Source organism: Photobacterium atrarenae (assembly GCF_024380015.1).
In the GTDB taxonomy this organism is placed as follows: domain Bacteria; phylum Pseudomonadota; class Gammaproteobacteria; order Enterobacterales; family Vibrionaceae; genus Photobacterium; species Photobacterium atrarenae.
In genome coordinates, this window is the sequence record NZ_CP101509.1 from 1,523,844 (window position 1) to 1,550,270 (window position 26,427).

The following is a 26,427-nucleotide window of genomic DNA, read 5'->3' on the forward strand; positions in this document are numbered from 1 at the left end:
TCTCCTTGTCGCCGCGCCGACACCGGGTCAGCGCAGCGGTTTGTTCTATGATCGTGTGTTGCTGTCGTTTGCTTTAGTTGTTTGATGCTTCCAAAAGCGATCGTGATTAAAGCTGCTTGATATGGAATGACTTTGGCCGGGTAAAGGCATCGAAGCCGAGTTGCGACAGGGTGCAGCCGCGGCCGGATTGTTTCACCCCGGTCCAGGCCAGTGCCGGATCCAAGTAGTCACACCGGTTGATAAAGAAGGTGCCGGTTTCCAGCTGCTCACCCAGGGCGACCCCGGTCGGGATGTCGTTGGTAAAGATGCTGGCGGTGAGGCCAAAGTCACTGTCGTTCATCAAATCAATCGCCAGCGCATCACTGTCGACTCTCATGATCCCGACCACCGGGCCGAATGATTCTTCATTCATCACCCGCATGCTGTGATCCACGTTGGTCAGCACCTGTGGTGCCAGATACGGCGTACCGGACTCACTGGCCGGGAAATGGGCTTCATCGATGTGAGCAATTGCGCCCTGAGCCACCGCGTCCTGGATCTGGCCACGAACGAAATCGGCCGCGCCAGTTCGAACCACAGGGCCCAGCGTGGTGTCCGGATCGTCCGGGCGTCCCAGTTGGTACTGATTCACAAGCGCCACGGCTTTATCGACAAATGCATCATAGATACTGTGGTGGACGTAAATCCGCTCAATGCCGCAACAGGACTGACCGGCGTTAAAGAATGCGCCGTCAATGGTGGTTTCGACCGCGACATCCAGATCGGCATCTTCACGCACGTAGGCCGGATCTTTGCCGCCCAGCTCCAGCCCGACGCCGATAAAGCGACCCGCTGCAGCGCGCTCGACATGGGCGCCGCCCTGAACCGAGCCGGTGAAGGCCACGTAATTGACATCATCGGACTGAATGATGGATTGGGTGTCATCATGGCTGAGATGCAGGTACTGGAATACACCGTCCGGTAATCCCGCGGCTTTGAACGCTTCAACGAAGCGCTCGGCACACAGCGGCGTTTGCGCTGAATGCTTCAGCACCACACTGTTGCCCGCCAGCAGTGCCGGAACGATGGCATTGACTGCGGTAAGATACGGGTAGTTCCAGGGGGCGATAACGAAGGCTACGCCGACCGGCTCACGTTTGATGTAGCGGGTGAAGCCGGGTTTTTCCGGCAGCGTCAGCGGTGCAAGGGCCTGGTCGCTGGCTTCAATCATATAGCGGGCCCGTTCGGCCAGGCCGCCGACTTCACCGGCGGTATAGCGGATCGGGCGACCCATTTGCCAGGTCAGCTCCTGGCCGATTTCATCTTTATGGGCCTCAAACCAGTCGACAGCTTTGCTGCAAATCGCCTGACGCTCGGTGAGGGCGGTGGCCGCCCAGCTTTTTTGTGCGCGCTGGGCATTGTCCAGCGTGCGCTGAATTTCAGGTTGGGTCGCCAGCTCACGGCTGACATACACGCTGCCGTCCACCGGCGAGACTGTGTGTTGCATGGTTGTCATGATGCGCATCCTTAAATGATTTCGAAGTAACGGTCCATTTCCCAATCGGTGACATGCTTTCTGAATTCGCGCTCTTCCCACTCCCGGCTGGCGGCGAAGTGATCAACGAACTCATCGCCGAACATGGTCCGGGCGGCCTCGGATTGCTTGAAGCGTTGCGCGGCTTCCCACAGTGTCCGTGGCAATTCTAATTCTGGCGCATGTTGCTGATCATAGGCATTGCCGATCACCTGCTCGCCCGGCTCCCACTCCTGCATGATGCCGTACAGACCGGAGGCGAGTGCGGCGGCCAGCGACAGATACGGGTTGGCATCGGCAGCGCCGAGGCGGTGCTCGATCCGTTGGGACTTTTCTGAGCCTGGGATCACGCGCAGGGCGGTGGTGCGGTTCTCAATCCCCCAGGTGGCATGGGTTGGTGCCCAGAAGCCGGGGATCATCCGGGTGTAGCTGTTGATGGTTGGCGCGATCAGGCACAGGAACTCCGGCATCAGGCGTTGCTGCCCGGCCAGGAAGTGGCGCTGCAGTTTACTCATGGTGTTGGGCTGCGTGCTGTCATAAAACGCTGAAGAACCGTCTTTGTTTTTCAGCGACACGTGGATATGACCACTCTGGCCCGGATAGTCGCCGGACCATTTGGCCATGAAGGTGGCCATTAAATCGCGTTTCTGCGCCAGGATCTTCATGAAGGTTTTAAACAGGGCGGCTTTGTCAGCGGCTGAGGCGGCGCTGTCGACGGCCAGCGCGGCTTCGAGCACACCGGGGCCGGTTTCGGAGTGGATCCCTTCAATCGGGAAGTCCATTTGCTCGGCCATGCCCAGAATGGCCTGATAGAGATCAGAATGGACGGAGTTGCGGATCATCGAGTAGCCGAACCAGTCCGGGGTGATTGGTTGCAGGTTACGGAAACCTTTTTCACGCGCCGAATGCGGGGTTTCATTGAACATGAAGAATTCATATTCCAGCGCTGCAAAGGCTTCAAAGCCCATGCCGTCCGCTTTTTCCAGGATGCGGTTCAGGGCGCCACGCGGGCAGACCTTGGCGGCTTCGCCGTCAAATTCGGCGATAAACAGCAACATGCCGTCTTCTTCAAACACCTCGCGGCAAGTGTGCGGCAGAATGCGTACCGGGGCATCCGGATAGCCGGTATGCCAACCGGTGTACTGGGTATTGTCGTATAGCTGATCTTTGGAATCCCACCCTAAAACAACGTCACAAAATGCGAACCCGTTTTCCAGGGAAGAGAAGAACTTGGCCTTCGACATGTACTTGCCGCGCATGATCCCGTCGTTATCAAAGATCCCGACTTTAATATGGGTCAGTTGGCGCTCTTCCACAATTGCCATCGCATCCGCGATTGTCTTTACGTCTCTTGGTTCCATGTGTACCTCTATCGTTCTGAGGGCTCGTTCCTGAGCCGGTGTGACTGTTGGTGAAGGCGCGCTCGCGGAAGCTTTCTGGGTTCGGCTTCCATGCGCCGCGCCTTATTTAATGTTGTGTTGTTCTGGCTTAGCTCAGCTCTGATTCCGCGTTGGCAATCAGGTCAAACTCTTCTTCCGGCGCATTGGCCACGATGCGGTGGCGGCTGTAGAGCAGGAAGTAGGTCAGCATGACGACATAGAACAGGGCCGACCACAGCGCGGCCTGGGTGCTGACTACGAAGGTCGATGCCAGGGCAATTAGTGACAGTACCAGCGCAATGCCTGAAGTCAGGGTACCGCCCGGCGTTTTGTACGGACGCGCCAGTTGTGGCTCTTTGCGGCGCAGAATGATGTGCGACAGGCTCATCAGCGCGTAAGAAACCGTGGCACCGAAGACGGCCATGGTGATCATCAGATCGCCTTCGCCGGTCAGCGAGAGCAGAAAGCCAAGGATCCCCGGGACAATCAGTGCCCAAACCGGTACCTTGCGCTCACCTGACAGCGATAGGAAGCGGGGCAGGTAGCCGGCACGGGACAGGGCAAACACCTGACGCGAGTAGGCGTAGATGATGGAGAAGAAACTGGCGATCAGACCAAACAGGCCGACGATATTGACAAACTTAGCGGCCAGCGAATCGGCACCGTAGACAAACTGCAGGGCACCCACCAGCGGTGCACTGTGTGATTTCATCGCTTCGGCACCTGCGCCACCCGGCACCAGGAACAGGACTGCGGCGGCGAAGATCAGTAGGATGACCATCGAAGCAATGATGCCGCGTGGCATGTCCTTCGCCGGGTTGCTCGCTTCTTCAGCTGCCAGTGGCACCCCTTCCACGGCCAGGAACAGCCACATAGCAAATGGCAGCGCAGCCCAGATCCCGACATACCCTTCAGGCAGGAAGGCGCTGGCACCGGCGACATCCGGGTTTGCTGGGATGGTGAAAAGGTTATTGACATCAAAATGCGGCAACATCCCCAGGACAAACACGACAATCGCAATGACGGCGAGTACGGTAATCCCCATCATAATGCGCAGCGCTTCTCCGGCACCCCAGAGGTGGATCCCGACGAAGACGCAGTAAAACCCGGCATACACCACAGGGCCGTCAATGCCGATCAGCTCGTTGACGTAACCACCGATGAATATGGCAATGGCGGCAGGCGCAATGGCGTATTCCAGCAGGATCGCGGTGCCGGTGAGGAAGCCACCCAGCGGGCCCAGGGCACGGCGGGCAAAACTGTAACCACCTCCGGCGGTCGGGATGGAGGATGACATTTCAGCCAGGCTCAGCACCAGGCACATATACATCAGGCCCATGATGATGGTGGCTAACAGCATGCCCCCAAAACCTGCGCGCTCCAGACCAAAATTCCAGCCGGCGAAATCACCGGAAATCACATATGAGACGCCGAGGCTGGCGAGAAGGACCCAGCCGGCCACGCCTTTTTTTAACTGACGCTTACTCAGATAGTCGTCAGAAACTGCTTCACTTTCGACTGCTCGGTTATTGCTGTTAGACATAACATTTCCTTATGAACGGTGAATGGAGTCAATCGCACTTCGTGTTACAAGTTCTTAACATAAGGGCGGCTGTCTATTGACTGCAACAACAATTAGTTACGCTAACAATGCGCTATTAATTTTCTTAATAGTTGTCAGCAGAAGTGCCCGGAGTGCGGTACGTCAACACTTTTGCTTGGGAAAGGATCTAGCCGACAGACAGCTCTTTTTCCAACCAGGGCAGCTCGCGCAGGACCCCCGGCAGGAATTTTTCGGTCATGATCTGGCGGCTGTCTCCGGCAAGGATCTGAGGGAGTTTACCCAGCTCGTTGGGGCGGCTGACCAGGGTCAGATTACGGTGCAGGGGCTCATCGGCAGGGAGCGGGAGGCAGGTCAGCTTGTCGCGGGTTAAACCGCTCTGAAACAGGCAGAGCGGGGTGGTGATAGTCCAGCCTAAACCGGCGGCGACACTGGAGAGCACGGCAAAAGTATTATCCAGTTGCATGTGTGAAGGGGCATTGACGTCCAGCCGCCGCAGGTAGCGCTCAATGGTCGTGCCGATGAGGGAATCGCTGGTATAACGGACAAAATCAAGCTCACGCAGCAGATGATGGAACGAAGGATAGGATTTGGCATATTGGCTGGGGACCACCAGCACGAAGGGCTCACGCAGGATCCGGTGGCGGCTGAGCGAAGCATGATCTTCCAGGGCGTCATCGGAAATAATGATGTCTACGTGCCGAGTGAGTAGCGCCTGGGCATGCATGTGGGAGCGCCCGGTACTGATGGTCCAGCTTTCGGTATGCCGTTTGATGACTTCGACCAGCGGTTGGCCCAGCGAGGTGGCCAGGGAGTCGACCATGGCGACACGTAGCAGGTGGAGCTTCTGAAAATCCCCTTTCGACATCACCTGATGGGTTTTTTCGGCCTGCGACAGTAAGTGGCATGATTGATCGTAAAAATAACGGCCGGCCACGGTGAGTTCCATCGGGCGGATACTGCGATCGAGCAGCGCAACATTGAGGTTGTTTTCGAGGGCGGAAATAGTTTGCGAGACTGAAGACTGGGTGAGTCTGAGCTGGTTCGCGGCCAGCGTCATATTGCCGGCTTGGGCGGTGGTGACAAAGACCTCCAACGCCCTGAGATCGAATCCGAATCCTTTCAAGATAGTTTTCCTGTATTGCGGATGTTCTTTCCCTGAACATCTTGGTTCAATAACTCAACGATGCCAATTGAGTGAATACTTTAGACTAATCCCTTCTGCGCATGAGCGCAATTCATGAATTTGAACTTTTGCCATAAACTCATTCACTTATAACCGGAGCGGCAGGATTAGAAAATGGGGGCTCACTGTCAATCTGTTCGAATTGCCTCCGAATGATGATTTCTTGACGTGCGCACCATGGGAATCATACTTTTTATACATTAGGTCTGTTCTTGCATCTTACATATCGAACCGCGAGTGAGCCGTGGTGCTGGTGGCCTTGATCCGCCATACCTTGATATCCAGCCGACCCAGCGGGTCATGCTTCCCATCGTACAGCAAAGGTGAAATCAATGAGCTTTAAGGAATATTCAGGATCGGCCGGTGGCTGGGGCGCATTGAAAAGCACGGCAGAGCATTTGTTTAAAAGTAAAAATGTCGCCCAAAATATCTCAAACCTGTTGCGAACCAATCAGGATCACGGATTTGACTGCCCGGGCTGTGCCTGGGGGGAGAAAGGTGTGCCGGGCCGGTTCCGGTTTTGTGAGAATGGTGCGAAAGCGGTTAACTGGGAGGCGACCACCCGGCGGGTCGGCCGGGACTTTTTCAGCCAATACACCGTTTCATGGCTCAACAAACAAAGCAGCTATTATCTCGAATATCAGGGGCGGCTGGCAGAGCCGGTGCGCTACAACGCTGCCACCGATCATTACGAGCCGATCCGCTGGGATGATGCCTTTAACCTGATCGCCCGGCACCTCAATGCGCTGGAAGATCCCAACCAGGCCGAATTCTACACCTCGGGGCGGACCAGCAATGAAGCGGCCTTTTTATACCAGCTGTTCGGCCGCCGATTCGGAACCAATAACTTCCCGGATTGTTCCAACATGTGCCATGAGTCTACCAGCCATGCCCTGGCTCAATCGATTGGGATTGGTAAAGGGACCGTCACCATGGATGATTTTGAGCACGCCGATGCCATTTTCTTGTTTGGCCAAAACCCGGGGACCAACCACCCGCGGATGTTGGAAACACTGAGCGAGGCGTATCGACGGGGGGCGCGGGTCGTTGCCTTTAATAACCTGAAAGAAAGGGGACTGGAGCGCTTTACCAATCCGCAGGATCCGGGTGAAATGCTGAGCAATGGGTCGACCCGGACCACCAGCGATTACTATACGCCCAAGCTCGGCGGGGATATGGCTGCCGTGCGCGGTATGGTGAAGGTACTGGCGGCGCGGCATCAGGCGGCACTTGAAAAGGGAGAGTCGGTGTTCGATCAAGCCTTCATTGCCGAGCAGACCGAGGGGCTGGATGATTATCTGGCAGAAGTCGATGCGACCAACTGGGCGCAGATCACCGAACAGTCCGGCCTCAGTCGGGAGCAGATTGAACAGGCGGCGACGATATATCAGGCCGCCGACCGGGTGATTGTCACCTGGGCAATGGGGATCACCCAGCACAAGCACTCGGTCGCAATGATTCAGGAACTGGTGAATCTGCAACTGTTGTGCGGACACATCGGCAAGCCGGGCGCGGGTCTGTGTCCGGTGCGCGGTCACTCGAATGTTCAGGGCGATCGCACCGTCGGGATCAACGATAAGCCGCCGAAATACCTGCTGGATAAGCTTGAGGCAGTCTTTGGTTTTACCCCGCCACAAGTACCTGGTCACAACGTAGTGCATGCTATTCAGGCCATGCGGCGGGGAGAGAGCAAAGTGTTTATAGGTCTTGGCGGGAATCTGGTGGCGGCAGCGCCGGATACCCAGCAGGTAGCGAAAGCCATGCGCCAGTGTGACCTGACGGTGAATATCGCCACTAAGCTTAATCGAAGCCATGTCAACCCGGGCAAAGATGCCCTGATCCTGCCGTGTCTCGGCCGTACGGATATTGATCCGCAGGCCAGTGGCCCGCAGCGGGTGACAGTAGAAGATTCTTTTTCTATGGTTCATGCCTCGTCCGGCCGGGTAGATATGAGCGATGAGCAGATGCGTTCTGAACCGGCGATTGTCGCTGGCATCGCTAAAGCGACTCTGGGCGCGCTGAACCCGGTCGACTGGCAAAGTCTGGCGGATAACTACGACCGAATTCGCGATTTGATCGCACAGGTGATCCCGGGTTTTGACAATTTCAATCAGCGTCTGGATGCTCCGGGCGGGTTTTATCTCGGTAACTCAGCACGGGAGCTGAACTGGCAGACAGCAAACGGCAAGGCAAACTTCCGCACTAATGTGCTGCCAGCTTCGGTGATCCCATTTGATCCCCGGGCCTTGACGAAAAAGCCGGTATTCATTTTGCAGAGCATGCGTGCGAACGATCAATACAACACCACAGTGTACGGGTTTGATGATCGCTATCGCGGAATCCATGGCGAACGTGAGGTGGTGTTTCTCAATCCGGCAGATATCGAAGCGCAGGGGCTGCAAGCCGGAGATCGAATCGATATTGAAACGCTGTGGACCGATGATGTGAAGCGCCAGGTCATCGGCTTTAAGGTTGTTCCCTACCTGATCCCCAAGGGCAATATTGCTGCCTATTTTCCGGAGTCCAATGCGTTAGTGCCGCTCAGCAGTACCGGCGATATTAGTGATACACCGACTTCCAAGTCGATTGCGGTGGTGATCCGCCCGTCCACCCTGAGCCCGCCGCTGGCGACTACGGTTGACTAACCATTGGGATCTGCCGGAGGCTAGGTTGAACTGACCCCCGATGAATGAAATAAAGCCCGCACATCGTTGCGGGCTGCTTTTTTATGGGCAGGGTCGTTTTGCTATCCTGTGACGCTACCACTGGGTAAACTGTTTTGCAGTGTTTAGCTGAGTCAGTGCATTTTTTATTCCCAGCAAATGCATCAGGCAAAGCAGGGTGAAGGGCGCTTTTTTGATCAGGTTATGCCGGCTGAATCGGATCACGGTCAGCCAGTTAGACAGTATATCGTGCAAAGGCACCAGCTGACGGCGCTTGAATTGCCACTGTGATTGTGACGAAGCGCTGTTTTCCAGGGCAATCGGGCAAGGCAGGTGGCCCGGATATGCCTGCCACGGCGCTTTCAAGGCTTTTGGATAAGAATGCTTGAGCCAGGCATGATAAAACGCGTGCTTTCTTACTTCCTCCACCGGCTGAGAGAGCGGATATTGCAACACTTTCCAGGAATAGAACGGATGGAAAAATTCCATCTGATAATCGGCGATGTGCTCGGCGGGCAGGGACAGGTGGTGATGCTGATCGTTGAGGAACAGAAACAACTGGTAGGCCTTCTCCAGCGGGAGAGAAAGCAGGGGTTCGAAGGCTAGTTTCAGATTGTCGGTCAGCCGATCCTGGAGGAGCCGGGCATGGTTGACGACAGATTGGGGCAGATAGGCAAATTGCTGCTCCAGATAGGCGTGGATCAGGGTCTCCAGGTTCTGGGTTTTGGCGGCCCGGTAGACTTTATCGCTGAAATAGATCAGGCCCATGCCGACACTGCCGCCGTTACCGGACCAGGCCAGCTGTGGCCGCGAAACGCTGCCGTAGTCGGGATGGGCAATACGGCGCCAATAATGACCGATCTTTTGCTCGACAGAGTGAGCCTGGGTATCTCGAACCTGAATGACTTCCAGATCGATTTGGTTCTGCTCGGCAAAAATCCGGGCGCAGTCGAGATCCTGGCTCTGCCGCTGGGAAAAGTTAAAGGCTTTAAACGGGAGTTTGCGTCGCAGGAGTTCACTGGCGATGAGCCGGGAGTCCAGTCCGCCGGATAAGGTGGTGAGCGCTTTCTCTGTGCCTTGGGTGGTTTTGGCAAAAACCTGCTTAAAAGCCTGATCAACGCCGCGTAGTGCTTCTTCAAACGGTACGGGCTGGCTGGCTAATGCCGTCCAGTCAAAATAGCGCTCAGAATGAAATCCCGCGGTGGAGATAGTGATGATTTCACCGGGGTAAGCGCAGCGAACTTCCGTGTATGGGGTATGATCGAGCAGGGTGTAGCCGAGCGTTGCCAGTTCACACAGCGCATCACTATGGGTGGTTAACGGCAATTTCAGCTGTTTGAACAAGCTGAGTTGAGAGCTGAACAGGTAGCCGTTCTGATAGGGCATCCAGTAAAAGGGACGCAAGCCTAAGGGATCGGTGGCGATGGTAAGCTGGCGTTGTTGTCGATCAAAATGTGCCAGGCAAAACACCCCTTCACAATCTTGCAGTACCTGCGAGCGGTTGGCGGCGGCATGAGCGAGGGTTGCCAAATCAGCTTCGCGGTCGTGGGTGAGCAGTGGATGGCCAATCAAGGTCGCAATTTGCGAGTCATCCTGCAACCAGGCAGGCTGATGGTAGGCATCAAAGTCATATTGCAGTAACACGCCGTGCGGACAGGAAAAACGCTGAAGATGTTTTGCGGGATACCCGGCAAAGGCCCGGGACAGCTGCCGAATGACCTCAGAGTCGGGTTGTTTGGTCAATGAGATGTAACCTGCAAGGATAGCCATCGCCACACTCCTTTGTCGATATGGAATTTCTGAGAGGCTTGCGAGGTTCGTGCCAGTCTGAATTCGACACCGGCCATGGTATGCTTTGGGTTTGTTTTCAGTGAAGGGAAGCGACGGGTGACGAAGCCGCAACCGAAGCCAATAGCAACGAAGGCGCAGCAGATTATCGACTGGGTGTCGCAGGATCCACTGCGGCAGCAGGCGCTGGCGTGCGTCAGCCAGCTGAACTTACCCCAAGGTTATATTGCGGCGGGGTTTGTGCGCAACCTGGTCTGGGACGCGCTGCATCATTATACTGAACCGACCCCGCTCAATGATGTCGACGTGATTTATTTTGATCCGGCAGAAGACGATCCCGAGACTTGTGAGAAATACGAATCCCAGTTGCAGGCGCAAGTGCCGCAACTGAACTGGCAGGTCCGGAACCAGGCCCGGATGCATGTACGAAATGGTGATCGCCCCTATCAGAGCGTGCTGGATGCGATGTCTTTCTGGGTGGAAAAAGAAACGGCGGTGGCCATCCGGCAGATTGCGCCGGGCCATTATGAGTGTATTGCTGCGTTTGGCCTGGTGTCATTATTCCGATTGCAAGTCACCTATAACTCCAAGCGGTCGGGCACTGTTTTTGAAGACCGGCTGCGTTCGAAGAACTGGCTTCAACAATGGCCGAAGCTGACAGTTGTTCAGTGAACTGTCCGGCGAGCTGAGTTATCTAAACGGTATTAAATGAAGTGTCTTCCTATCTTTCCTAATCTTGCATCTTCTGCAAAATGTGCTTGATAAACCCTACTTTAACAATCTACGTTTAAATAAAGATGTGTTCCGGCATTCAGGAGCACATCCATGAATTGTCGATTCATTTTCGGTCATTACAACTGTCGTCAGATGCTGCCTTGTGGTCGCCCATACGCCCAAAGCGCTGACAGTGAATTTCATACAATAATCATTTGATTCTGATGGTCGTTGATGATCCTAACGTCCCTGAAAGCCAATCAGGCTCAATACAGGTGAAGGAGACGGGCAATGAGAGGCGCTGCAATGTCGTTTTCTTTGGAAGAATACCAATCCCGGTTAGCCAAAGTCAGATACTCAATGGAAGAGCAGGAGCTGGATGTTCTGATTATCCATGATCCGTCGAATATGTCCTGGTTGACCGGCTATGACGGTTGGTCTTTTTATGTGCCCCAATGCGTGGTGGTGGGCCCGAGTGGCGATCCGATCTGGTTTGGCCGGGTACAGGATGCCAATGGTGCCTATCGAACCGTGTATATGGCGAAAGAAAATGTCACCTTTTACCCGGATCATTACGTGATGAATCTGCCGCTCCATCCGATGGAGTTTCTGGTTGAGGCTGTGCTGGCGCCGAGGTTATGGGATCGCGGCCGGATCGGGGTAGAGAAAGACAACTATTATTTCAGCGCCACCGCTTATGAAGCGCTTACCACTCACATGCCCAATGCATCCCTGGTTGATGCCACCGGATTGGTGAACTGGTGCCGGGCCGTGAAATCGGATCAGGAGCTGGCTTATATGTATACCGCCGCCCGGATCGTGGAAAACATGCACCGGGTCGCGTTTGACATGATTGAGCCGGGGCTGCCCAAACATCATCTGGTGGCGGAATTGAATCGTCACGCTGTGCTCGGTCATGATGGTTATTACGGTGATTACGCGGCGATTGTTCCGTTGTTGCCGTCCGGCGCTGATGCCTCTGCCCCTCATTTAACCTGGGATGACCGCCCGTTCCGGAAAGGAGAGGGCACCTTCTTTGAAATTGCCGGTGCTCACCGGCGTTACCACTGTCCGCTGTCGCGCACCATTTTTCTCGGTGAGCCGGGGGATAAATTTAAGCGGGCGGATGAGGCGTTAACCCGTGGCATTGAAGCCGGTCTGGAAGTCGCGCGGCCGGGCAACACTTGTGCTGATATTGCCAATGCGCTCAATGATGTGCTGGATAAAGCCGGCTTTTCCCGCAATGGGGCCCGTTGCGGCTATCCGATTGGGCTCAGCTATCCACCGGACTGGGGAGAGCGGACGATGAGCCTGCGGGCCACCGATAGTACTGTGTTGCAAGAAGGGATGACCTTTCATTTTATGCCAGGCCTGTGGTTTGAAGACTGGGGGCTGGAGACCACTGAGAGTATTGTGATCACCCGCTATGGCGCCAAAACACTCTGTGATTTTCCACGCCATCTGTTCGTTAAACATTAAGTCATTCGCGGGGGGGAGGATTCAGCCCCGAATTCAATTGCGCACCAGACAAGGATGGGACATGCAACCAACATCAATCAGTGCCAGTGTGGATTTTGATCAGGATGGCGTGCAGTACGGATTTTTGAAGCTGCCGTATTCCCATGATGGCTCAGCCTGGGGCGCGGTGATGACTCCGATCACTGTGGTGAAAAACGGGGCCGGGCCGACGGCGCTCCTGACGGGTGGGAACCATGGTGATGAATATGAAGGGATCACTAGCTTACTCAAGCTCTCGCATCAGCTCACACCGGAGACTATCCACGGGCGGGTGATCATTGTGCCGATGATGAACCATCCGGCGGTGGTCAATGGCTCGCGGACTTCGCCGATTGATCGGGGCAATTTAAACCGGGCCTTTCCGGGCAATCCAACCGGCAGTGTGACAGAAAAGATCGCCGACTATTTCAATCGTTACCTGGTGCCGCTGTGCCAATACGCGTTGGATATCCACTCCGGGGGCAACACCTTAGATATTATCCCGTTTGCTGCGGCGCATCGTCTGCCCGATCCGGAACAGGAAGCCGCCTGCTGGCAGGCGGCGAAGGGGTTCGGCGCGCCGTATACCATGCGAATGGTTGAGATGGACCCTGCCGGATTATATGACACCGCCGTTGAATCGCAGGGTAAAGTATTTGTCACCACTGAGCTGGGCGGCGGCGGGAGCAGCACGCCGGCGTCAATTGCCTGCGCTGATCGCGGCATCCGTAATTTTCTCCGGGTGGCCGGTATTTTGCTTGGAGAGGTCGAGCCGCCAGCCCAACCCACCCGGGAGTTGGACATGGCCGATGCCAATTGCTACCTGCAAAGTGAGCATCACGGGATCGCCGCGTTTGAGGTATCGCTGGGCGCAGCAGTACGAGAAGGCGATGTCATTGCCAGCATCTACTCGATGGCGCGGACGGGTGAGCCGCCTCAGATCTACCGGGCGCAGCGCGACGGGATTCTGGCAGCCCGACGTCATCCGGCGCTGGTCAATATGGGGGATACGATTGCAGTGATAGCCCGGGTGCTGCCCGAGTCATAATTGCTACACGTCAACCAGGGAGGAGATTTATGCGACTTGATCGCTATGATGTGAAAATTTTGCAGATTTTGCAGCACAATGGGCGGATCACCAAATCACACTTGGCCGATGCAATTAACTTGTCCGTCAGTCCGTGCTGGGAGCGGGTGAGAAAGCTTGAATCCGCCGGGGTCATTGAAGGATACGGCGCTCGAATAAATCAGGAGCTGTTGGTCAAATGTACCGCCGTGCTGGTGGAGGTTGCCCTGAAACAACACCATGCCGAAGCGTTCCGCCGTTTTGAGTCTTATATTGCCGAGTGCACTGCCGTCACCGAATGTTATGCCACCGGCGGCGGGGTAGACTATATCCTCAAAGTGCAAACCGAAGATATTGATCAGTATCAGCGTCTAATCGATAGCTGGCTTGAAGCGGATCTCGGTATTGAGCGCTACTTTACCTACATAGTGACCAAGACCATTAAGCGCGATGAGCCGGCGCTGAACCTCTCGCCGCACCTGCTGCGCTGAGCAGTGGCCCCAGCAGCTTGCCGCTTTCGCAACGCATCGCTTTTGAAACGTTGTGCAAACGCTCTGACGACGCTTCATTCCCACTTCGATCAAGGATCGGCCCACGGGAAAAAAGCCAAACAATAACCTTCCTTCCAGAAAAATCACCAAGGTGGTGTGCGCTGCTTCAGAAAAAGACGAAGGTGGATTTGTTTAGGCTGAAAGAAGAAGCCTCAAGTCAACACGCAGAGGAGGAGGTCTGATGAATGTGGCTAATCACCGTGACCACAGCGAGCTGAAACCCTCGCACGCCATGATGGCCGTGATGGATGACATTCGCCTGGTCCGCAGCCTGGCGTATGTGAACGGGAAGTGGATCACCGGCGAGCGCTTTCTGGCCGTCGAAAACCCGTCAAATAATGATGTCATTGGCTATGTGACCCAATTGAATCAGGCGCAGATCAGTGAGGCCATTGATGCGGCAGAGCAGGCATTTCAATCTTGGCGTACTCTTCAGGCGGATGAGCGTGCGGACTATCTGTTGCGTTGGCATGATTTGATCCTGACAGCCAGAGAAGATCTGGCCCGGTTGATGGTGATGGAGCAGGGTAAGACCATTGCGGAAGCGCGGGGAGAGGTCGACTACGGGGCCTCCTTTATCCGCTGGTTTGCTGAAGAAGGGCGCCGCAGTTATGGCGAAACCATTCCCAGCCATATCCCCGATGCACAACTGCTGACGTTTCGCGAGCCGGTTGGTGTTGCGGCCCTGATCACCCCTTGGAATTTCCCCAATGCCATGGTGACCCGCAAAGCCGCGGCGGCCCTGGCTGCCGGCTGTACGGTGCTGATTAAGCCGGCCAGCGAGACGCCGTTTTCTGCTCTGGCGCTGGCTGAACTGGCCGAGCGTGCCGGGATCCCGGCCGGGGTAGTGAATGTGATCACCGGGAGTGGTGCGCTGGTTTCAGAGGTGCTGTGTCAGTCCGAGACCGTCAAAGCGCTGTCATTTACCGGTTCGACCCGGGTGGGGAAACACCTGCTCCGGTCAGCTGCCGCAACCGTCAAGAAATGCAGTATGGAGCTGGGCGGCAATGCACCTTTCATCATGTTGGAAGACATGGATGTATCAGCTGCTGCCAAAGCCGCCGTGGCGGCGAAGTTTCAGACTTCGGGCCAGGACTGCCTGGCCGCGAACCGTATTTTTGTACCTCGCCAGTCTTATGCCTTGTTTTTAGAAGCTTTTGCCGCCCAGATGCGTCAACTCGAGGTGGGGGACGGCTTCGACCCGTCGGTGAGCCTTGGTCCGCTGATCAATCGCGCAGCGGTGAGTAAAGCCCATGCGTTGGTGCAGGATGCCCTGGCGAAGGGGGCCCGGTTGATTGCCGGCTATGATGAACTTCATTTAGGGCCGAACTTCTTTGCGCCCACCTTGCTGGCGGATGTGACCCCGGCGATGGATGTCTATCGCGAGGAAAACTTTTGTCCGGTGGCCGGGGTGCTGCCTTATGACGATCTGGCCGAGGTGATCCGGATGAGCAATGCAACAGAATATGGCCTGGCGGCTTATGTCTATGGCCATGACATCCGCCGGATCTGGCAGTGCCTGCGCGGGCTGGAATTTGGCATGGTCAGCGTGAACTCGGTCAAAATGACCGGCCACCCGATCCCGTTCGGCGGTGTGAAACAATCCGGTTTGGGCCGGGAAGGGAGCCGTTATGGGCTCGATGAATTCAGTGAAATCAAGTACGGCTGCTTAGGGGCGCTGCCTGCAGCGCATGGCGAATGAACAAAGCTGGCTGACATGGATAAGGAGAACATCGATGAAAAAACAAACGCAAACCTTACTGGAGCTGGACCGTCAATGTGTGTTTCACGCCTCAACCCATCTGAAGCAGTATGCGGCCGGGCAAGTGCCGGGTCGGGTGGTGACCGGTGGCCACGGGATCCGCATTCAGGATTCGGAAGGCCAGGAATTGATTGACGGCTTTGCTGGCCTTTACTGTGTCAATATCGGCTACGGGCGCAGCGAGATGGCCGAGGCGATTTATGAGCAGGCGAAAAAGCTGGCCTTTTATCACACCTATGTTGGTCATACTAACGAAGCCGTGGTTCATTTGTCTGAACGCTTGCTGGCGATGGCGCCGACCGGGATGAGCAAAGTTTATTACGGCATGTCGGGCAGTGATGCCAATGAAACCCAGCTCAAGCTGGTGTGGTATTACAACAATGTGCTCGGGCGGCCGGAGAAGAAGAAAGTCATTGCCCGGGATCGTGGGTACCACGGCTCCAGTATTGCGTCGGGCTCGATGACCGGGCTGCCCCTGTTTCACGCCTACTTTGATTTACCGCTGGATCGCATCAAGCACACCGTCGCGCCGTATTACTACCGGCGCGATGACGACAATATGACGGAGCTTGAGTTTTCCCGGTTCTGTGCCGATCAACTGGAGGCACAGATCCTGGCCGAGGGGCCGGAGACCGTTGCCGCCATGATTGCCGAGCCTGTATTGGGAACTGGGGGAATAGTCCCGCCGCCCGAGGGCTACTGGCAGGCAATCCGCCCGGTGCTGGATAAATATGATGTGCTGCTGATCGCCGATGAAGTCGTGTGTGGCTTTGGGCGCCTCGGTGCGGCATTTGGCTCGATTTTATATGACATGAAACCGGATCTGATCACCGTGGCGAAAGGACTGACGTCCGCCTACCAGCCGCTTTCCGGCGTGATGGTCGGGGAAAAAGTGTGGCAAACCCTGGAAGCGGGGACCGATACCTGGGGCGCCTTCGGTCACGGGTATACCTATTCCGGCCACCCACTTGGGGCGGCTGCGGCGCTGTGCAACCTGGATATCATTGCCCGGGAGAGTCTGGTCGATAATGCCCGGGATGTCGGGGCGTACCTGCAGCAGCAGATGAACGCGGCGTTCGGCGACCACCCGCTGGTTGGGGAAAGCCGCGGGATCGGTATGCTGCATGCGCTGGAATTTTCGTCTGATCGGCAGCGGCGGCGTCATTTTGATCCCAATTTGAAAGTCGGCCCCCAAGTGGCGACGGCTTGTCTTGAGCAAGGGTTGATCGCTCGGGCGATGCCGCATGGTGATATTCTGGGTTTTGCCCCACCGCTGATCGCGACTCGCGAGGATATCGATCAAATCGTGGCGAAAACAACCCGGGCAGTGAATCAGGTGATGGATCAACTGGTGACCAGCAAGCAATGGCAGCCCCGGTAGTGTCTATTTGAACGCCTGATCTGACCCGGTCCTTGGGCGCCTGGCGAGCTAAGGGACGGGTCATCAGCGCTGGTAAAAAAAAGACTGAATCTTTCTTCTTGACCTCAGGTTAACCTGAGGTTTTATGCTGTTTCCTATTCACATATAGACATAAACGTTCAGCATAAAAAGGAATCGCCATGAAAAATTCAACCGCTCGAAATGCCCTGAACCATCACAATCCTGCCGCGTTGTTTAATCCGACCCCTTTTGGGTTTTGCCATAGTGTCGCTGCACCGAACTCGGGAGAGCTGGTGTTTATCTCCGGCCAGAGCGGCGGTGAAGATCTTGAGCATACCCTGAGCCATGATTTCAGCCGCCAGGTGGAATTTGCCCTCAAAAACCTCGGCATTGCGCTGGCCGAGCATGGATTGCAGTTCGAAAATATCGTCAAAATTACTGTGCTGATTGTCGATCATAACGCGGACAAACTGGCAATCTGGAGCGACGCCGTCAGCCGCACCTGGGATCCGGCACATCTGCCGGCCAGCACCTTGATCCCGGTCCCGGCATTGGCGTTGGAAGGGATGCAGATTGAAGTCGATGCCATCGCGTTCAAAGCTGCGACAGAATAGACGTTTTTAGAAAGGGCATTGTATTTTTTGGGAATTGGATGTGCGGAGCGCTTGATGAATTATAAGAACTATCTGTTATTAGCCGCGATTGGATTGATCTGGGGTTCCCAGTTTTTGTTTCAGGATGTGGCGGTGGCTGAAATCTCACCCTTCTGGGTCGGAGCGAGTCGTTCGGTGATTGGGACACTGACCTTGGTCCTGCTATGTCGGGTGCTGAAATTGCGTAGCCGGAGCCACAGCAGAAACCAATGGGGATTATTTGCCCTGATTGGCTTGCTGGAAGCAACGATTCCGTTCGTGCTGGTTCCCTGGGCACAGCAACAGCTCGATAGCTCCGTTGTCGCTGTACTGATGGGGACGATCCCGTTCTTTGCGCTGCTGTGCGCGCCGCTGTTGATCCGCAGTGCGAGCATTACCCGCTATGGCTTGATGAGTGTGTTACTGGGGTTCGGTGGCCTGGTGCTGCTGTTCTGGCCGGCGCTATCGAGCGGCATTGGCAGCGTGGAACCCGTCCGGGGGCTGGCAGTGATGGGCGCAGCCGCCAGTTTTGCCGTAGCGCTGTTGTTGCTCAACCGGGTGAAAGAGGAACATCCGCTGATTGTGGCCCGGAATGTATTAGCGATGGCGAGTCTCCAGTTGGTCCTGATAGCTTTTGTGCTCTCGCCGCTTGAAGCCAGCGATTACGCAGCTCGTGCACTGGGCTCGCTCGTTTATCTTGGTGTGATGTGTGCCGGAGTCGTGTATTACCTTTATATGGCGCTGTTGCAGCGAACCGGGCCAGTGTTTACCTCAATGACCAATTACCTGGTACCGGCGATTGGTGTGGTGATTGGGGCGGTGTTTAATCATGAAGTGGTTGAACTGACGACCTGGCTGGCTCTGGCGGTGATTGTTGCTGCGTTGATGCTAAACAAACCACCGAGCGCGGAGAATAAAGCGAGGCCAGCGCCGCACGGGGTGCCGACAACCGAAGAATCTGCGGCTGGTTAAGAGCGGCGCAGGAAAACTCAGGAAAGAAGTCGGTATTTAACAAAAAAGCCAGCGACTCGTTAACCGGTCACTGGCTTTTGTTTTGTTGTCGCGGAAGTGTTATTTCAGCAGCATGTTATACAGGGTGTAAAGGCTCATCATCGCCATCATCACTGTGATCCCCCAGCCAATCAGTGACATCCAGGCCGGATGTTGATAGCTGCCGATAATTGCCTTCTTCTTGGCTGCCACCAGCATGGTGCCCAGGGTCACTGGTAGAATGAACCCGTTCAGGGCACCGGCGATGATCAGCAGGGCAACCGGCTTACCGATAAAGCAGAAGATCAAAGTCGAGGTGACAATGAATCCGATGATGAATGCACGGGCGTGCTTTTCAATCAGCGGATGGAGCGTTTTCAGGAAAGAAACCGAGGTATAAGCCGCACCGATCACGGAAGTGATGGCTGCCGCCCACAGCACCAGCCCGAAGATCTTATAGCCGACATTACCGGCGGCGTGCTGGAACATTGAAGCCGGTGGGTTGCTCGGATCGAGCGTGACGCCCTGGCTGATCACGCCGAGTGCGGCAAGGAACAGGATGATGCGCACCAGAGAAGCCAGACTGATGGCAGAGATAGAACCACGGTTGACCTGCGGCAGGGCCTCCTGTCCGGTCACGCCCGCATCCACCAAACGGTGGGCTCCGGCAAAGGTGATATAACCCCCGACAGTACCGCCGACCAGGGTCACAATCGCAATCACATCAATATGCTCCGGCCAGACTGAACGGTACATCGCCTGCGCCACCGGCGGTTCTGTGGAGAACAGCACATAAAGGGTCATCGCAATCAAAGCGCCGCCCATGAGTACGGTGAAGCGGTCCATGACTTTTCCGGCATCTTTGAGCAGGAAAATCGTCACCGCGATGACAGCACTGATACCGGCCCCGGCAATCGGCGACAGAGACGGGAACAGGACGTTCATTCCCATGCCGGCCCCGCCGATATTCCCGATGTTAAACGCCAGGCCACCTAGTGCGACGGCGCCTGCAATGGCAAAGCCCAACCCCGGCAGCAGCTCATTGGCAATATCCTGCGCGCGTTTTTTGGACACAACGATGACCCGCCAGATGTTCAGTTGCGCGCCGATATCGAGCAGGATCGACACCAGAATCACGAAGGCAAAGCTCGCGCCCAGCGTCTGGGTAAATACGGTGGTCTGGGTCAGAAAACCCGGACCGACCGCCGAGGTGGCCATCAGAAAGGCCGCGCCCATGATCAACGACCAGTTAAACCCGCTGCGGGGGGATGCCGATGCTTCGGTGCCACGCGATGGGAGGATGATTTTTTCAGCTGCCATATGGATACTCCTGTAAAAAGTTGGCCCTTGTCCGTTGGGCTGTTTGTTGTTGTCTGTTGTGGTGTACTGAGTGCAGGGCTGTTCTTGCTGCCCAATCTTGCGGCTTAGGTTGTCAAAGCCTGATTGATGATTGCTTCTGCCCGTTTTTTCCCGACATAGCTGTGGAAAAAATGTTGCTCGATCATTCGCTCAGCTTCCGCCTGATAGAGGTCTTTTTCGACAAAGCGAATTTGTGCGCCGGGCTGACACTGCGCCAGTTTGCTCAGGCTGCTGGCGGTGAGGCAGCCGATTTTGGGGTAGCCGCCGATGGTCTGGCGGTCGCGCATCAGGACGATGGGCTGGCCATCGGCAGGGATCTGGATTGCGCCCAGCGCAATCCCCTCGGAGATCAGGCTGGTGGTCTGGCAGGTGATCGCTTCGCCGGCCAGGCGGTAGCCCATGCGATCGATTTGCGGTGTGACGGTGTAGGTATGGCTGAAAAAGCGTTGCTGCTGCTCGGGTGCAAACTGCGCATATTGATAGCCGGGGATCACTTCCAGCGTCACATCCTGACCGTACTGCGGGATGAATTGGCGCGGTACCCGGCGCAAAGGCTGCGCGGGCGTGGCGCTATAGTGCAGGCAATCTTGCGCGGCTAACTTGCGGCCTTGGGTATCCGGGCCGCCGAGGCTGTCTCGCATCACGGTTGCACAGCTATTGAGAACGGGATCAACAACGAAGCCGTCCTTGACGGCCAGGTATGCTCGGATCCCGGCCTGGCTACCCCTTAGGGTCAGTTGGTCGCCGGCCCGTACGCTGAAGCTTTGCCAGGGCGAGATGGGTTGCTGGTTGAGTTTTGCCGCCATGTCCGCGCCGGTCAGGGCGATAGTGGTCTCGGTGTGAAACTGACAGCTGAACTGCCCCATGGCAATTTCAATCTGGGCGGCATGGTTCGGGTTATCCAGCAGGCGGTTGGCCCACAAAAATGCATGCTCGTCCATCGGGCCGCCGGGGCTGACCCCGATATGCTGGTGGCCGTGGCGTCCCAGATCCTGAAGCAGGCTCAGGGGCCCCGGTGTGACTACGGTTAAACTCATGCGACCTCCCGGATGCCGCGTTCTCGACGTGTGTTGCGGGCACTGGTATTGGCACTGACATCGGTTTGCTTGCTGCGAGCAGCAAGTGCTGCCTCTTCCGCCGTGATAACCCCGCCCAGCTCCAGAAACTGGGCGCGGGAGATCGGGGTGAAGCGCACCTGAGCGCCCATTTCAAACAGGGTCAGGTTTTCGCGCTGGTAATCAATCAGGTCAACCGGGGTGCGACCGATGATCTGCCAGCCACCCGGCGAGGCTTTGGGATAGATGGCGGTTTGTTGATCGGCCAGGGCCAGACTGCCTGCCGGGACTTTGGCTCGTGGGGTTTGTTTGCGCGCAATGTGGAGCCGGGGATCGGTATTACCCAGATAGGCAAATCCCGGTGCAAAGCCAATGGCATAGACGCGGTACAGGGTGCTGGCATGAATATCGATAATTTGCCCGAAAGCCAGTCCGGTATGGCGACAAAGTTCGTCCGCATCCAGCGCTACTTCCGGTCCGTAATACACCGGCAGCTCGATCAACGGGCTCGGGCTGTGCTGATGTTGCTGCTGTTTGGCTTCATTCAGCAGGCGTTTGAGCTGCTGCGTGAAGTCACGGAGCCCGATGGCCATCAGATCAAAGCTGATCAGAATGGAAGTGTAGGAGGGCACCAGATCAATCAGGCAGTTTCCTAACCGGGCGCGCAGGAGCGGCAGCAGTGCGGCAATCTGATCAGCCGTCTCCGGTGAGGTTTGGTCGGCCAGATAAACCATGACCGTATTTTCGTTCACTGGGGTGATGGTCATCAGCGGCCTCCGCAGTGTTGTTGGGCCAAAGAAGTCGTGGACGTATCGGCATCACGACCTTGTTCACGCTGTAATTGCTGCGTTTGTAGTAGTTGTTGCAACAGCTGGGCGGTCGGCAAGGCTTGCGGGCCATCACCGTGAATGCACAGGGTGTCTGCACGTACTGGGATCACCTCCCCTTCCAGTGTTGTCACGCTGCCGTGCTCGATCAGTTGGGTTGCCTGCCGGCGAATTTGCGTCAGTTCATGATAACTGGAGCCGGGTTCGGAACGGGGCATTAAGCGACCGTCGGTATCGTAGGCGCGATCGACAAAGGCTTCAAACCAGAGCTCGATGCCGTATTTATCTGCCATGGCCTGATAATGGTCATGATTGGGCACTGCCATCACCACCAAGGGCAGGCTGGCATCATAGCGGTGCAGGGCGGCCAGCAGGGTGGTGAACACCTGATCATCTTTCATCATGGTGTTGTACAGAGCGCCATGGGGTTTGACATAGCTGAGTGGCATCGACTCACTCTGGCAGATCGCGGCCAACGCGCCGATTTGATAAATAAAGAGTGCAGCCAGTTCTTCCTGGCTCAGGTTAAGCGGGCGACGGCCGAAGCCTTGCAGGTCGGCGTAACCGGGATGGGCACCGATCGTGACTTGATGCTGTTTCGCCAGCCGGACGGTATTAAGCATCACAGTGGGATCGGAAGCGTGCATGCCACAGGCAATATTGGCCATATTCAGATACGGCATCACCTGCGCATCATTACCCATGTTCCAGATGCCGAAGCTTTCGCCCATATCACAGTTGATTTTCATCTCTTCTCTCCCTGATTTACAGCACAGCCAAGGCGTTGTTGAGTACGTCAGTGATCAGCATTTTGCCCGGCGCATGGGTGATACAAATTGGTGGCTTGCTCTGGCGCAGGACATTCTGAGGTGTGACGCCGCAGGCCCAGAACACCGGCACTTCGTCGGCATGAATATCGACGGCCTCACCGTAATCGGGGGTGTTAATATCCTGAATCCCAATTGCTGCCGGATCGCCGAAATGGACCGGTGCGCCATGGGCTTTCGGATAGCGGCTGGTGATCTGAATCGCGCGGATCGCGTCTTTGGGGGTAAACGGGCGCATGGAAACCACCATGTTGCCGTGAAACCGCCCGGCGGGCTGGCAGGTGATTTGGGTGTCGTACATCGAGACGTTGCGCTGCTGCTCGATGTTTCGCACGGTTAACCCGGACTGAATTAGGGCTTCTTCAAATGAAAAGGAGCAGCCCAGCACGAAAATCACCAGGTCATCCCGCCAGTACACTTCGAGATCCGGCACTTTGGCCGTGAACTGACCGTCGTGGAAAACGTGATATTCCGGGACGTCGCGGCTGATATCAATGGCTGCACCAATCTCATCCAGAAACGGCTGACCGGGCTCGGTGACACCAATCAAGGGGCAGGCGACCGGGTTTTTCTGGCAGAACAGCAAGAAATCAGTGGCCCAGTCTGCAGGCAGCATCACCAGGTTGGCTTGCAGATAGCCCGGTACCAACCCGCTGGTCGAGCCGGTATAAGTATTGGCTCGGATCTGCTCTCGCAGCGCTTGCCGGGAAAGTGAGGCCAGAGATTGTTGTAATCCGGACGTGTCCATCGTACCGCTCCTTGGTAGCTATTGTGTTAATACTTGGTAAAGATACGGCTTCCTGAGATAATGTCTATTCGTGATTTTTTGAGTGTTCCGATAAAAAAAATTTATCTGGCAGCATGATGTGTGATGTCTGCAGGGGAAATGAACGCGATATTTCGACACAGGAGGTGGGGTTATGCTGAATCTCAAACAGCTGGAAACCTTTGTATGGATTGCAAATTTGGGAAGCTTTCGTCAGGCCGCGGAACAGTTGTGTACCACGCAACCAGCGATCTCCACACGGATCGCGAATCTGGAGCAAAGCCTCAACACAACTTTGTTTCACCGTGAAGGCGGGGTGGTGTCATTGACCGCAAAAGGTCGGGAGTTGTTACCCCTGGCGGAGAGCATCCTGAGAAATACTGAGCAACTGCGACTTAAGGCCGACGCGGCAACCGCTTTGTCAGGCATGTTACGGATCGGGGTGTCGGAGACCTTGGTCCATACCTGGTTGCCGGATTTCTTAAAGCTGATCCACCAGCAGCTGCCGGAAGTTGAGGTGGAGCTCATTGTCGATGCGACTGTGAACCTGAGCAAAGAGCTGCTGGCGAGAAATATTGATATCGCGCTGATGCTCGGCCCGGTTACCGAGCCGGTGGTGGTCAATCAGATCATTTGCGGTTACCCCTTGTATTGGGTCGCCAGTCCCGAGCTGCTGGGCAGACAAAACGCGACGATGGCGGATTTTGCCCAATGGCCGTTGATTACTTATGCCCGTAATACCGCGCCTTATCATGAGATTGCCCGTTACTTTAAACAGCAGGAGACGGCGGTCCGCTTTTATTCTGCCAGCTCGTTGTCAGCCAGTGTTCGTCTGGTGGAAAACGCTGTGGGCATTGCGTCGCTACCCAAAGAGGTGATTTGTGATCAGCTGAGCAGTGGCCGATTGGTCCTGCTGGATGCCGAGTGGCAGCCCAGCCCGCTGCAATTTACCGTTTCTTATATCAATGCGCCGGCCAGCCAGTTAACGGAGCAAGCAGTGAAACTGGTCACTTGTGCCGTAGCCCGTTATGAGCAGCTTGAGAGGCGCTGCGAGTGATCCGGGTGTAGTTGTCCAGGCCAATATATCCAGGATTGGAGATCCAAAGGGTCCAGGCTTGAAGCACGAAAGCATTCAGGCTGTAAGTGAATGTTTCTCAACGCGTCGCATGAGTTGTGATAATATTTGTTATACAAATAAATAAAAGAGACTGATCACCATGACCACACTGCCAAAGCCAGAGAAACGCCTGCGCCGCCTGCGCCATACCCCTGCGATGCGAGCATTGGTTCGCGAACATGATTTTGAGCTATCGGATCTGATCCACCCGTTGTTCATTGAAGAGAATATTGTCGATTCGGTCGAGCTCTCGACCATGCCGGGCATCGTACGGTTGCCGGAAAATCAGTTGGCAGATGAAGTCCGGGCGCTCTACGCCCTAGGGATCCGTTATGTCATGCCGTTCGGGATCTCTCACCATAAAGACGAAGCGGGGAGTGACACCTGGGATGATGAAGGCCTGCTGGCGCGGATGGTCCGCACCATTAAGTCCGCGTGTCCGGAGATGATGGTGATCCCGGATATCTGTTTTTGTGAGTACACCACCCACGGCCATTGCGGGATTGTGCATGACCACTGTGTCGATAATGATGCCACGCTGGAAAACCTGGTGAAGCAGAGTGTGACTGCTGCCAAGGCCGGGGCCGATATGCTGGCACCGTCGGCGATGATGGATGGCCAAGTGAAAGCAATCCGGGCCGGCCTGGATGCGGTGGGATATGAACACGTGGCGATTCTGGCCCATGCCGTGAAGTTTGCTTCGTCATTTTACGGGCCGTTCCGCGCCGCTGTGGATAGCGAGCTGGATGGCGATCGCAAAGGGTATCAGATGGATTACGCCAATGGTCGTCAGGCGCTGCAGGAAGCCTTGCTTGATGAAGCGGAAGGGGCGGATATTCTGATGGTGAAACCCGGGACGCCATACCTGGATGTACTGGCGAATTTGCGTCGGGAAACGCATTTGCCGCTGGCGGCTTATCAGGTCGGTGGTGAGTATGCGGCGATTAAATTTGCTGCCCTGGCTGGTGCTCTGGATGAAAAGGCGGTGGTGTTTGAAACGCTGACCGGGTTCAAGCGGGCCGGGGCGCAGCTGGTGGTGAGTTACTACACCAAGCAGGTCGCGCAGTGGCTGGCGGACGAGCAGGCATAACGCAGACGAGATAACTAAGCCCATCAAATGATGGGCTTGGTGATGTGATCGCTGTTGTTACTGCAGGTAAGCGTTGAGCATCCAGGTTTCTTTTTCCTGTTGGCTGATGTAATCGCTCAGCAGGGAGACGGTCCCTTCATCTCCGAGCTCGCTGGCTGCACTCAGGATCTGGCGCTGTTTGATCAGCAGCGTACGGTACGCATCCAGAATATGGCGAATCGCTTGGGCGCCGTCGGTGACATCCAGCGTCTCCGGGATCGCTGACAGGGCCAGGTATTTTGAATAGCCATGGACCGGCTGGGATTCCAGCGTCAGGATCCGTTCGGCAATTTCATCCACTTTGATCACCAGATCGTTGTAGATTTCTTCAAACTTTGCGTGAAGTTCAAAGAAACTGCGGCCTTTGATATTCCAGTGGAAACCGCGCACATTCATGTAAAGCAACTGGTAATTGGCCAGCAATGTATTCAGTTCTGTTGAGAGTGCTGATGTCTGCTGTTTGTCGAGGCCAATCATATTCTTTTCCATGGTCGTTTCCTTCATCTGTTCAGTAGGATGTGAGTTCTTGTTTCACTCGGCTATGGAGTAAGCATAAGGCGCACCGAGGGCAAAATATAATCGATTGAATATATTGTTTTGATAGGTCATAGCAATTGAATTGCGCATGTTGGGCACGGTGAACGCGTTTGCACCGGAATCGGCG

The 26,427-nt window shown here is 55.7% G+C and carries 22 protein-coding genes; 11 read left to right on the plus strand and 11 right to left on the minus strand.

The annotated features are described in order from the left end of the window. Positions 1–106: 106 nt before the first annotated feature. The 4 genes from NNL38_RS22795 to NNL38_RS22810 form a co-directional block, all read right to left on the minus strand. Complete coding sequence (locus NNL38_RS22795; protein WP_255391159.1) at positions 107–1,495, minus strand: aldehyde dehydrogenase family protein; 1,389 nt, start codon at positions 1,493–1,495, stop codon at positions 107–109. Between the two features lie 11 nt (positions 1,496–1,506). Beyond that, complete coding sequence (locus tag NNL38_RS22800) at positions 1,507–2,874, minus strand: glutamine synthetase family protein (RefSeq protein ID WP_255391160.1); 1,368 nt, start codon at positions 2,872–2,874, stop codon at positions 1,507–1,509. A 127-nt stretch (positions 2,875–3,001) separates the two neighbouring features. Beyond that, positions 3,002–4,435, minus strand: a complete 1,434-nt coding sequence (gene eat, locus NNL38_RS22805) for an ethanolamine permease (protein ID WP_255391161.1) — start codon at positions 4,433–4,435, stop codon at positions 3,002–3,004. Between the two features lie 187 nt (positions 4,436–4,622). Further along, positions 4,623–5,579, minus strand: a complete 957-nt coding sequence (locus NNL38_RS22810; protein ID WP_255391162.1) for a LysR family transcriptional regulator — start codon at positions 5,577–5,579, stop codon at positions 4,623–4,625. 392 nt (positions 5,580–5,971) lie between these two features. Here NNL38_RS22810 and NNL38_RS22815 point away from each other — a divergent pair, with 392 nt between their 5' ends. Beyond that, on the plus strand, positions 5,972–8,284 hold the full coding sequence (locus tag NNL38_RS22815; RefSeq protein WP_255391163.1) for an FdhF/YdeP family oxidoreductase: 2,313 nt from the start codon (positions 5,972–5,974) through the stop codon (positions 8,282–8,284). Between the two features lie 114 nt (positions 8,285–8,398). On the opposite strand, the gene NNL38_RS22820 is transcribed toward NNL38_RS22815, so the two are convergent. Continuing rightward, a complete protein-coding gene (locus NNL38_RS22820; RefSeq protein WP_255391164.1) occupies positions 8,399–10,072 on the minus strand; it encodes an asparagine synthase-related protein in 1,674 nt (557 codons plus the stop codon). A 117-nt stretch (positions 10,073–10,189) separates the two neighbouring features. On the opposite strand from NNL38_RS22820, the gene NNL38_RS22825 reads away from it, so the two are divergent. The 8 genes from NNL38_RS22825 to NNL38_RS22860 all read left to right on the plus strand — a co-directional run bounded on the left by NNL38_RS22825 (position 10,190) and on the right by NNL38_RS22860 (position 18,665). After that, positions 10,190–10,762 carry a nucleotidyltransferase family protein gene (locus tag NNL38_RS22825; RefSeq protein ID WP_255391165.1) on the plus strand — a complete coding sequence of 191 codons (573 nt, stop codon included), beginning with the start codon at positions 10,190–10,192 and terminating at the stop codon, positions 10,760–10,762. 333 nt (positions 10,763–11,095) lie between these two features. Continuing rightward, the gene (gene doeA / locus NNL38_RS22830) at positions 11,096–12,283 is read left to right on the plus strand and encodes an ectoine hydrolase DoeA (RefSeq protein ID WP_255391166.1); all 1,188 of its coding nucleotides are present in this window, start codon (positions 11,096–11,098) and stop codon (positions 12,281–12,283) included. A 61-nt stretch (positions 12,284–12,344) separates the two neighbouring features. After that, positions 12,345–13,349: a N(2)-acetyl-L-2,4-diaminobutanoate deacetylase DoeB gene (gene doeB / locus NNL38_RS22835; protein WP_255391167.1), complete on the plus strand. Its 1,005-nt coding sequence runs from the start codon at positions 12,345–12,347 to the stop codon at positions 13,347–13,349. A gap of 29 nt (positions 13,350–13,378) precedes the next feature. Next, complete coding sequence (locus NNL38_RS22840; protein WP_255391168.1) at positions 13,379–13,858, plus strand: Lrp/AsnC family transcriptional regulator; 480 nt, start codon at positions 13,379–13,381, stop codon at positions 13,856–13,858. A gap of 241 nt (positions 13,859–14,099) precedes the next feature. Further along, on the plus strand, positions 14,100–15,620 hold the full coding sequence (locus NNL38_RS22845; RefSeq protein WP_255391169.1) for an NAD-dependent succinate-semialdehyde dehydrogenase: 1,521 nt from the start codon (positions 14,100–14,102) through the stop codon (positions 15,618–15,620). 34 nt (positions 15,621–15,654) lie between these two features. Then, on the plus strand, positions 15,655–17,061 hold the full coding sequence (locus NNL38_RS22850; protein WP_255391171.1) for an aspartate aminotransferase family protein: 1,407 nt from the start codon (positions 15,655–15,657) through the stop codon (positions 17,059–17,061). Positions 17,062–17,240: 179 nt separating this feature from the next. Next, complete coding sequence (locus NNL38_RS22855) at positions 17,241–17,675, plus strand: RidA family protein (RefSeq protein WP_255391172.1); 435 nt, start codon at positions 17,241–17,243, stop codon at positions 17,673–17,675. 54 nt (positions 17,676–17,729) lie between these two features. Beyond that, positions 17,730–18,665: a DMT family transporter gene (locus NNL38_RS22860; RefSeq protein ID WP_255391173.1), complete on the plus strand. Its 936-nt coding sequence runs from the start codon at positions 17,730–17,732 to the stop codon at positions 18,663–18,665. A gap of 99 nt (positions 18,666–18,764) precedes the next feature. On the opposite strand, the gene NNL38_RS22865 is transcribed toward NNL38_RS22860, so the two are convergent. The 5 genes from NNL38_RS22865 to NNL38_RS22885 form a co-directional block, all read right to left on the minus strand. Next, on the minus strand, positions 18,765–20,003 hold the full coding sequence (locus tag NNL38_RS22865) for an NRAMP family divalent metal transporter (protein ID WP_255391174.1): 1,239 nt from the start codon (positions 20,001–20,003) through the stop codon (positions 18,765–18,767). Between the two features lie 104 nt (positions 20,004–20,107). Next, positions 20,108–21,079: a 5-oxoprolinase subunit C family protein gene (locus tag NNL38_RS22870; protein ID WP_255391175.1), complete on the minus strand. Its 972-nt coding sequence runs from the start codon at positions 21,077–21,079 to the stop codon at positions 20,108–20,110. Then, positions 21,076–21,864 carry a 5-oxoprolinase subunit PxpB gene (pxpB, locus tag NNL38_RS22875; protein WP_255391176.1) on the minus strand — a complete coding sequence of 263 codons (789 nt, stop codon included), beginning with the start codon at positions 21,862–21,864 and terminating at the stop codon, positions 21,076–21,078. Before pxpB ends, NNL38_RS22870 begins: the two co-directional genes overlap by 4 nt. Continuing rightward, positions 21,864–22,673 (minus strand): 5-oxoprolinase subunit PxpA, encoded by an 810-nt coding sequence (locus NNL38_RS22880; RefSeq protein WP_255391177.1) that lies wholly within the window; start codon positions 22,671–22,673, stop codon positions 21,864–21,866. The genes pxpB and NNL38_RS22880 overlap by 1 nt, the downstream gene beginning before the upstream one ends. A gap of 16 nt (positions 22,674–22,689) precedes the next feature. Then, positions 22,690–23,499 (minus strand): putative hydro-lyase, encoded by an 810-nt coding sequence (locus tag NNL38_RS22885; RefSeq protein ID WP_255391178.1) that lies wholly within the window; start codon positions 23,497–23,499, stop codon positions 22,690–22,692. Between the two features lie 172 nt (positions 23,500–23,671). On the opposite strand from NNL38_RS22885, the gene NNL38_RS22890 reads away from it, so the two are divergent. After that, positions 23,672–24,574, plus strand: coding sequence for a LysR family transcriptional regulator (locus NNL38_RS22890; RefSeq protein ID WP_255391179.1), 903 nt, complete (start codon positions 23,672–23,674; stop codon positions 24,572–24,574). A 160-nt stretch (positions 24,575–24,734) separates the two neighbouring features. Then, positions 24,735–25,724 (plus strand): porphobilinogen synthase, encoded by a 990-nt coding sequence (gene hemB, locus NNL38_RS22895; RefSeq protein ID WP_255391180.1) that lies wholly within the window; start codon positions 24,735–24,737, stop codon positions 25,722–25,724. A gap of 57 nt (positions 25,725–25,781) precedes the next feature. Here the strand turns inward: hemB and NNL38_RS22900 are convergent, their stop codons facing one another. Continuing rightward, positions 25,782–26,252 (minus strand): Dps family protein, encoded by a 471-nt coding sequence (locus NNL38_RS22900; protein WP_255391181.1) that lies wholly within the window; start codon positions 26,250–26,252, stop codon positions 25,782–25,784. Between the last annotated feature and the right edge of the window lie 175 nt (positions 26,253–26,427).

Coding starts and splice junctions, on each gene's coding strand:
- NNL38_RS22850 (WP_255391171.1), top strand. CDS start 15,655: ATGAAAAAACAAACGCAAACCTTACTGGAGCTGGACCGTCAATGTGTG.
- NNL38_RS22885 (WP_255391178.1), bottom strand. CDS start 23,499: ATGGACACGTCCGGATTACAACAATCTCTGGCCTCACTTTCCCGGCAA.
- NNL38_RS22800 (WP_255391160.1), bottom strand. CDS start 2,874: ATGGAACCAAGAGACGTAAAGACAATCGCGGATGCGATGGCAATTGTG.
- pxpB (WP_255391176.1), bottom strand. CDS start 21,864: ATGACCATCACCCCAGTGAACGAAAATACGGTCATGGTTTATCTGGCC.
- NNL38_RS22900 (WP_255391181.1), bottom strand. CDS start 26,252: ATGGAAAAGAATATGATTGGCCTCGACAAACAGCAGACATCAGCACTC.
- NNL38_RS22840 (WP_255391168.1), top strand. CDS start 13,379: ATGCGACTTGATCGCTATGATGTGAAAATTTTGCAGATTTTGCAGCAC.
- NNL38_RS22820 (WP_255391164.1), bottom strand. CDS start 10,072: ATGGCTATCCTTGCAGGTTACATCTCATTGACCAAACAACCCGACTCT.
- NNL38_RS22870 (WP_255391175.1), bottom strand. CDS start 21,079: ATGAGTTTAACCGTAGTCACACCGGGGCCCCTGAGCCTGCTTCAGGAT.
- NNL38_RS22845 (WP_255391169.1), top strand. CDS start 14,100: ATGAATGTGGCTAATCACCGTGACCACAGCGAGCTGAAACCCTCGCAC.
- NNL38_RS22865 (WP_255391174.1), bottom strand. CDS start 20,003: ATGGCAGCTGAAAAAATCATCCTCCCATCGCGTGGCACCGAAGCATCG.
- NNL38_RS22890 (WP_255391179.1), top strand. CDS start 23,672: ATGCTGAATCTCAAACAGCTGGAAACCTTTGTATGGATTGCAAATTTG.
- NNL38_RS22880 (WP_255391177.1), bottom strand. CDS start 22,673: ATGAAAATCAACTGTGATATGGGCGAAAGCTTCGGCATCTGGAACATG.
- NNL38_RS22855 (WP_255391172.1), top strand. CDS start 17,241: ATGAAAAATTCAACCGCTCGAAATGCCCTGAACCATCACAATCCTGCC.
- NNL38_RS22860 (WP_255391173.1), top strand. CDS start 17,730: ATGAATTATAAGAACTATCTGTTATTAGCCGCGATTGGATTGATCTGG.
- hemB (WP_255391180.1), top strand. CDS start 24,735: ATGACCACACTGCCAAAGCCAGAGAAACGCCTGCGCCGCCTGCGCCAT.
- doeB (WP_255391167.1), top strand. CDS start 12,345: ATGCAACCAACATCAATCAGTGCCAGTGTGGATTTTGATCAGGATGGC.
- doeA (WP_255391166.1), top strand. CDS start 11,096: ATGAGAGGCGCTGCAATGTCGTTTTCTTTGGAAGAATACCAATCCCGG.
- eat (WP_255391161.1), bottom strand. CDS start 4,435: ATGTCTAACAGCAATAACCGAGCAGTCGAAAGTGAAGCAGTTTCTGAC.
- NNL38_RS22795 (WP_255391159.1), bottom strand. CDS start 1,495: ATGACAACCATGCAACACACAGTCTCGCCGGTGGACGGCAGCGTGTAT.
- NNL38_RS22815 (WP_255391163.1), top strand. CDS start 5,972: ATGAGCTTTAAGGAATATTCAGGATCGGCCGGTGGCTGGGGCGCATTG.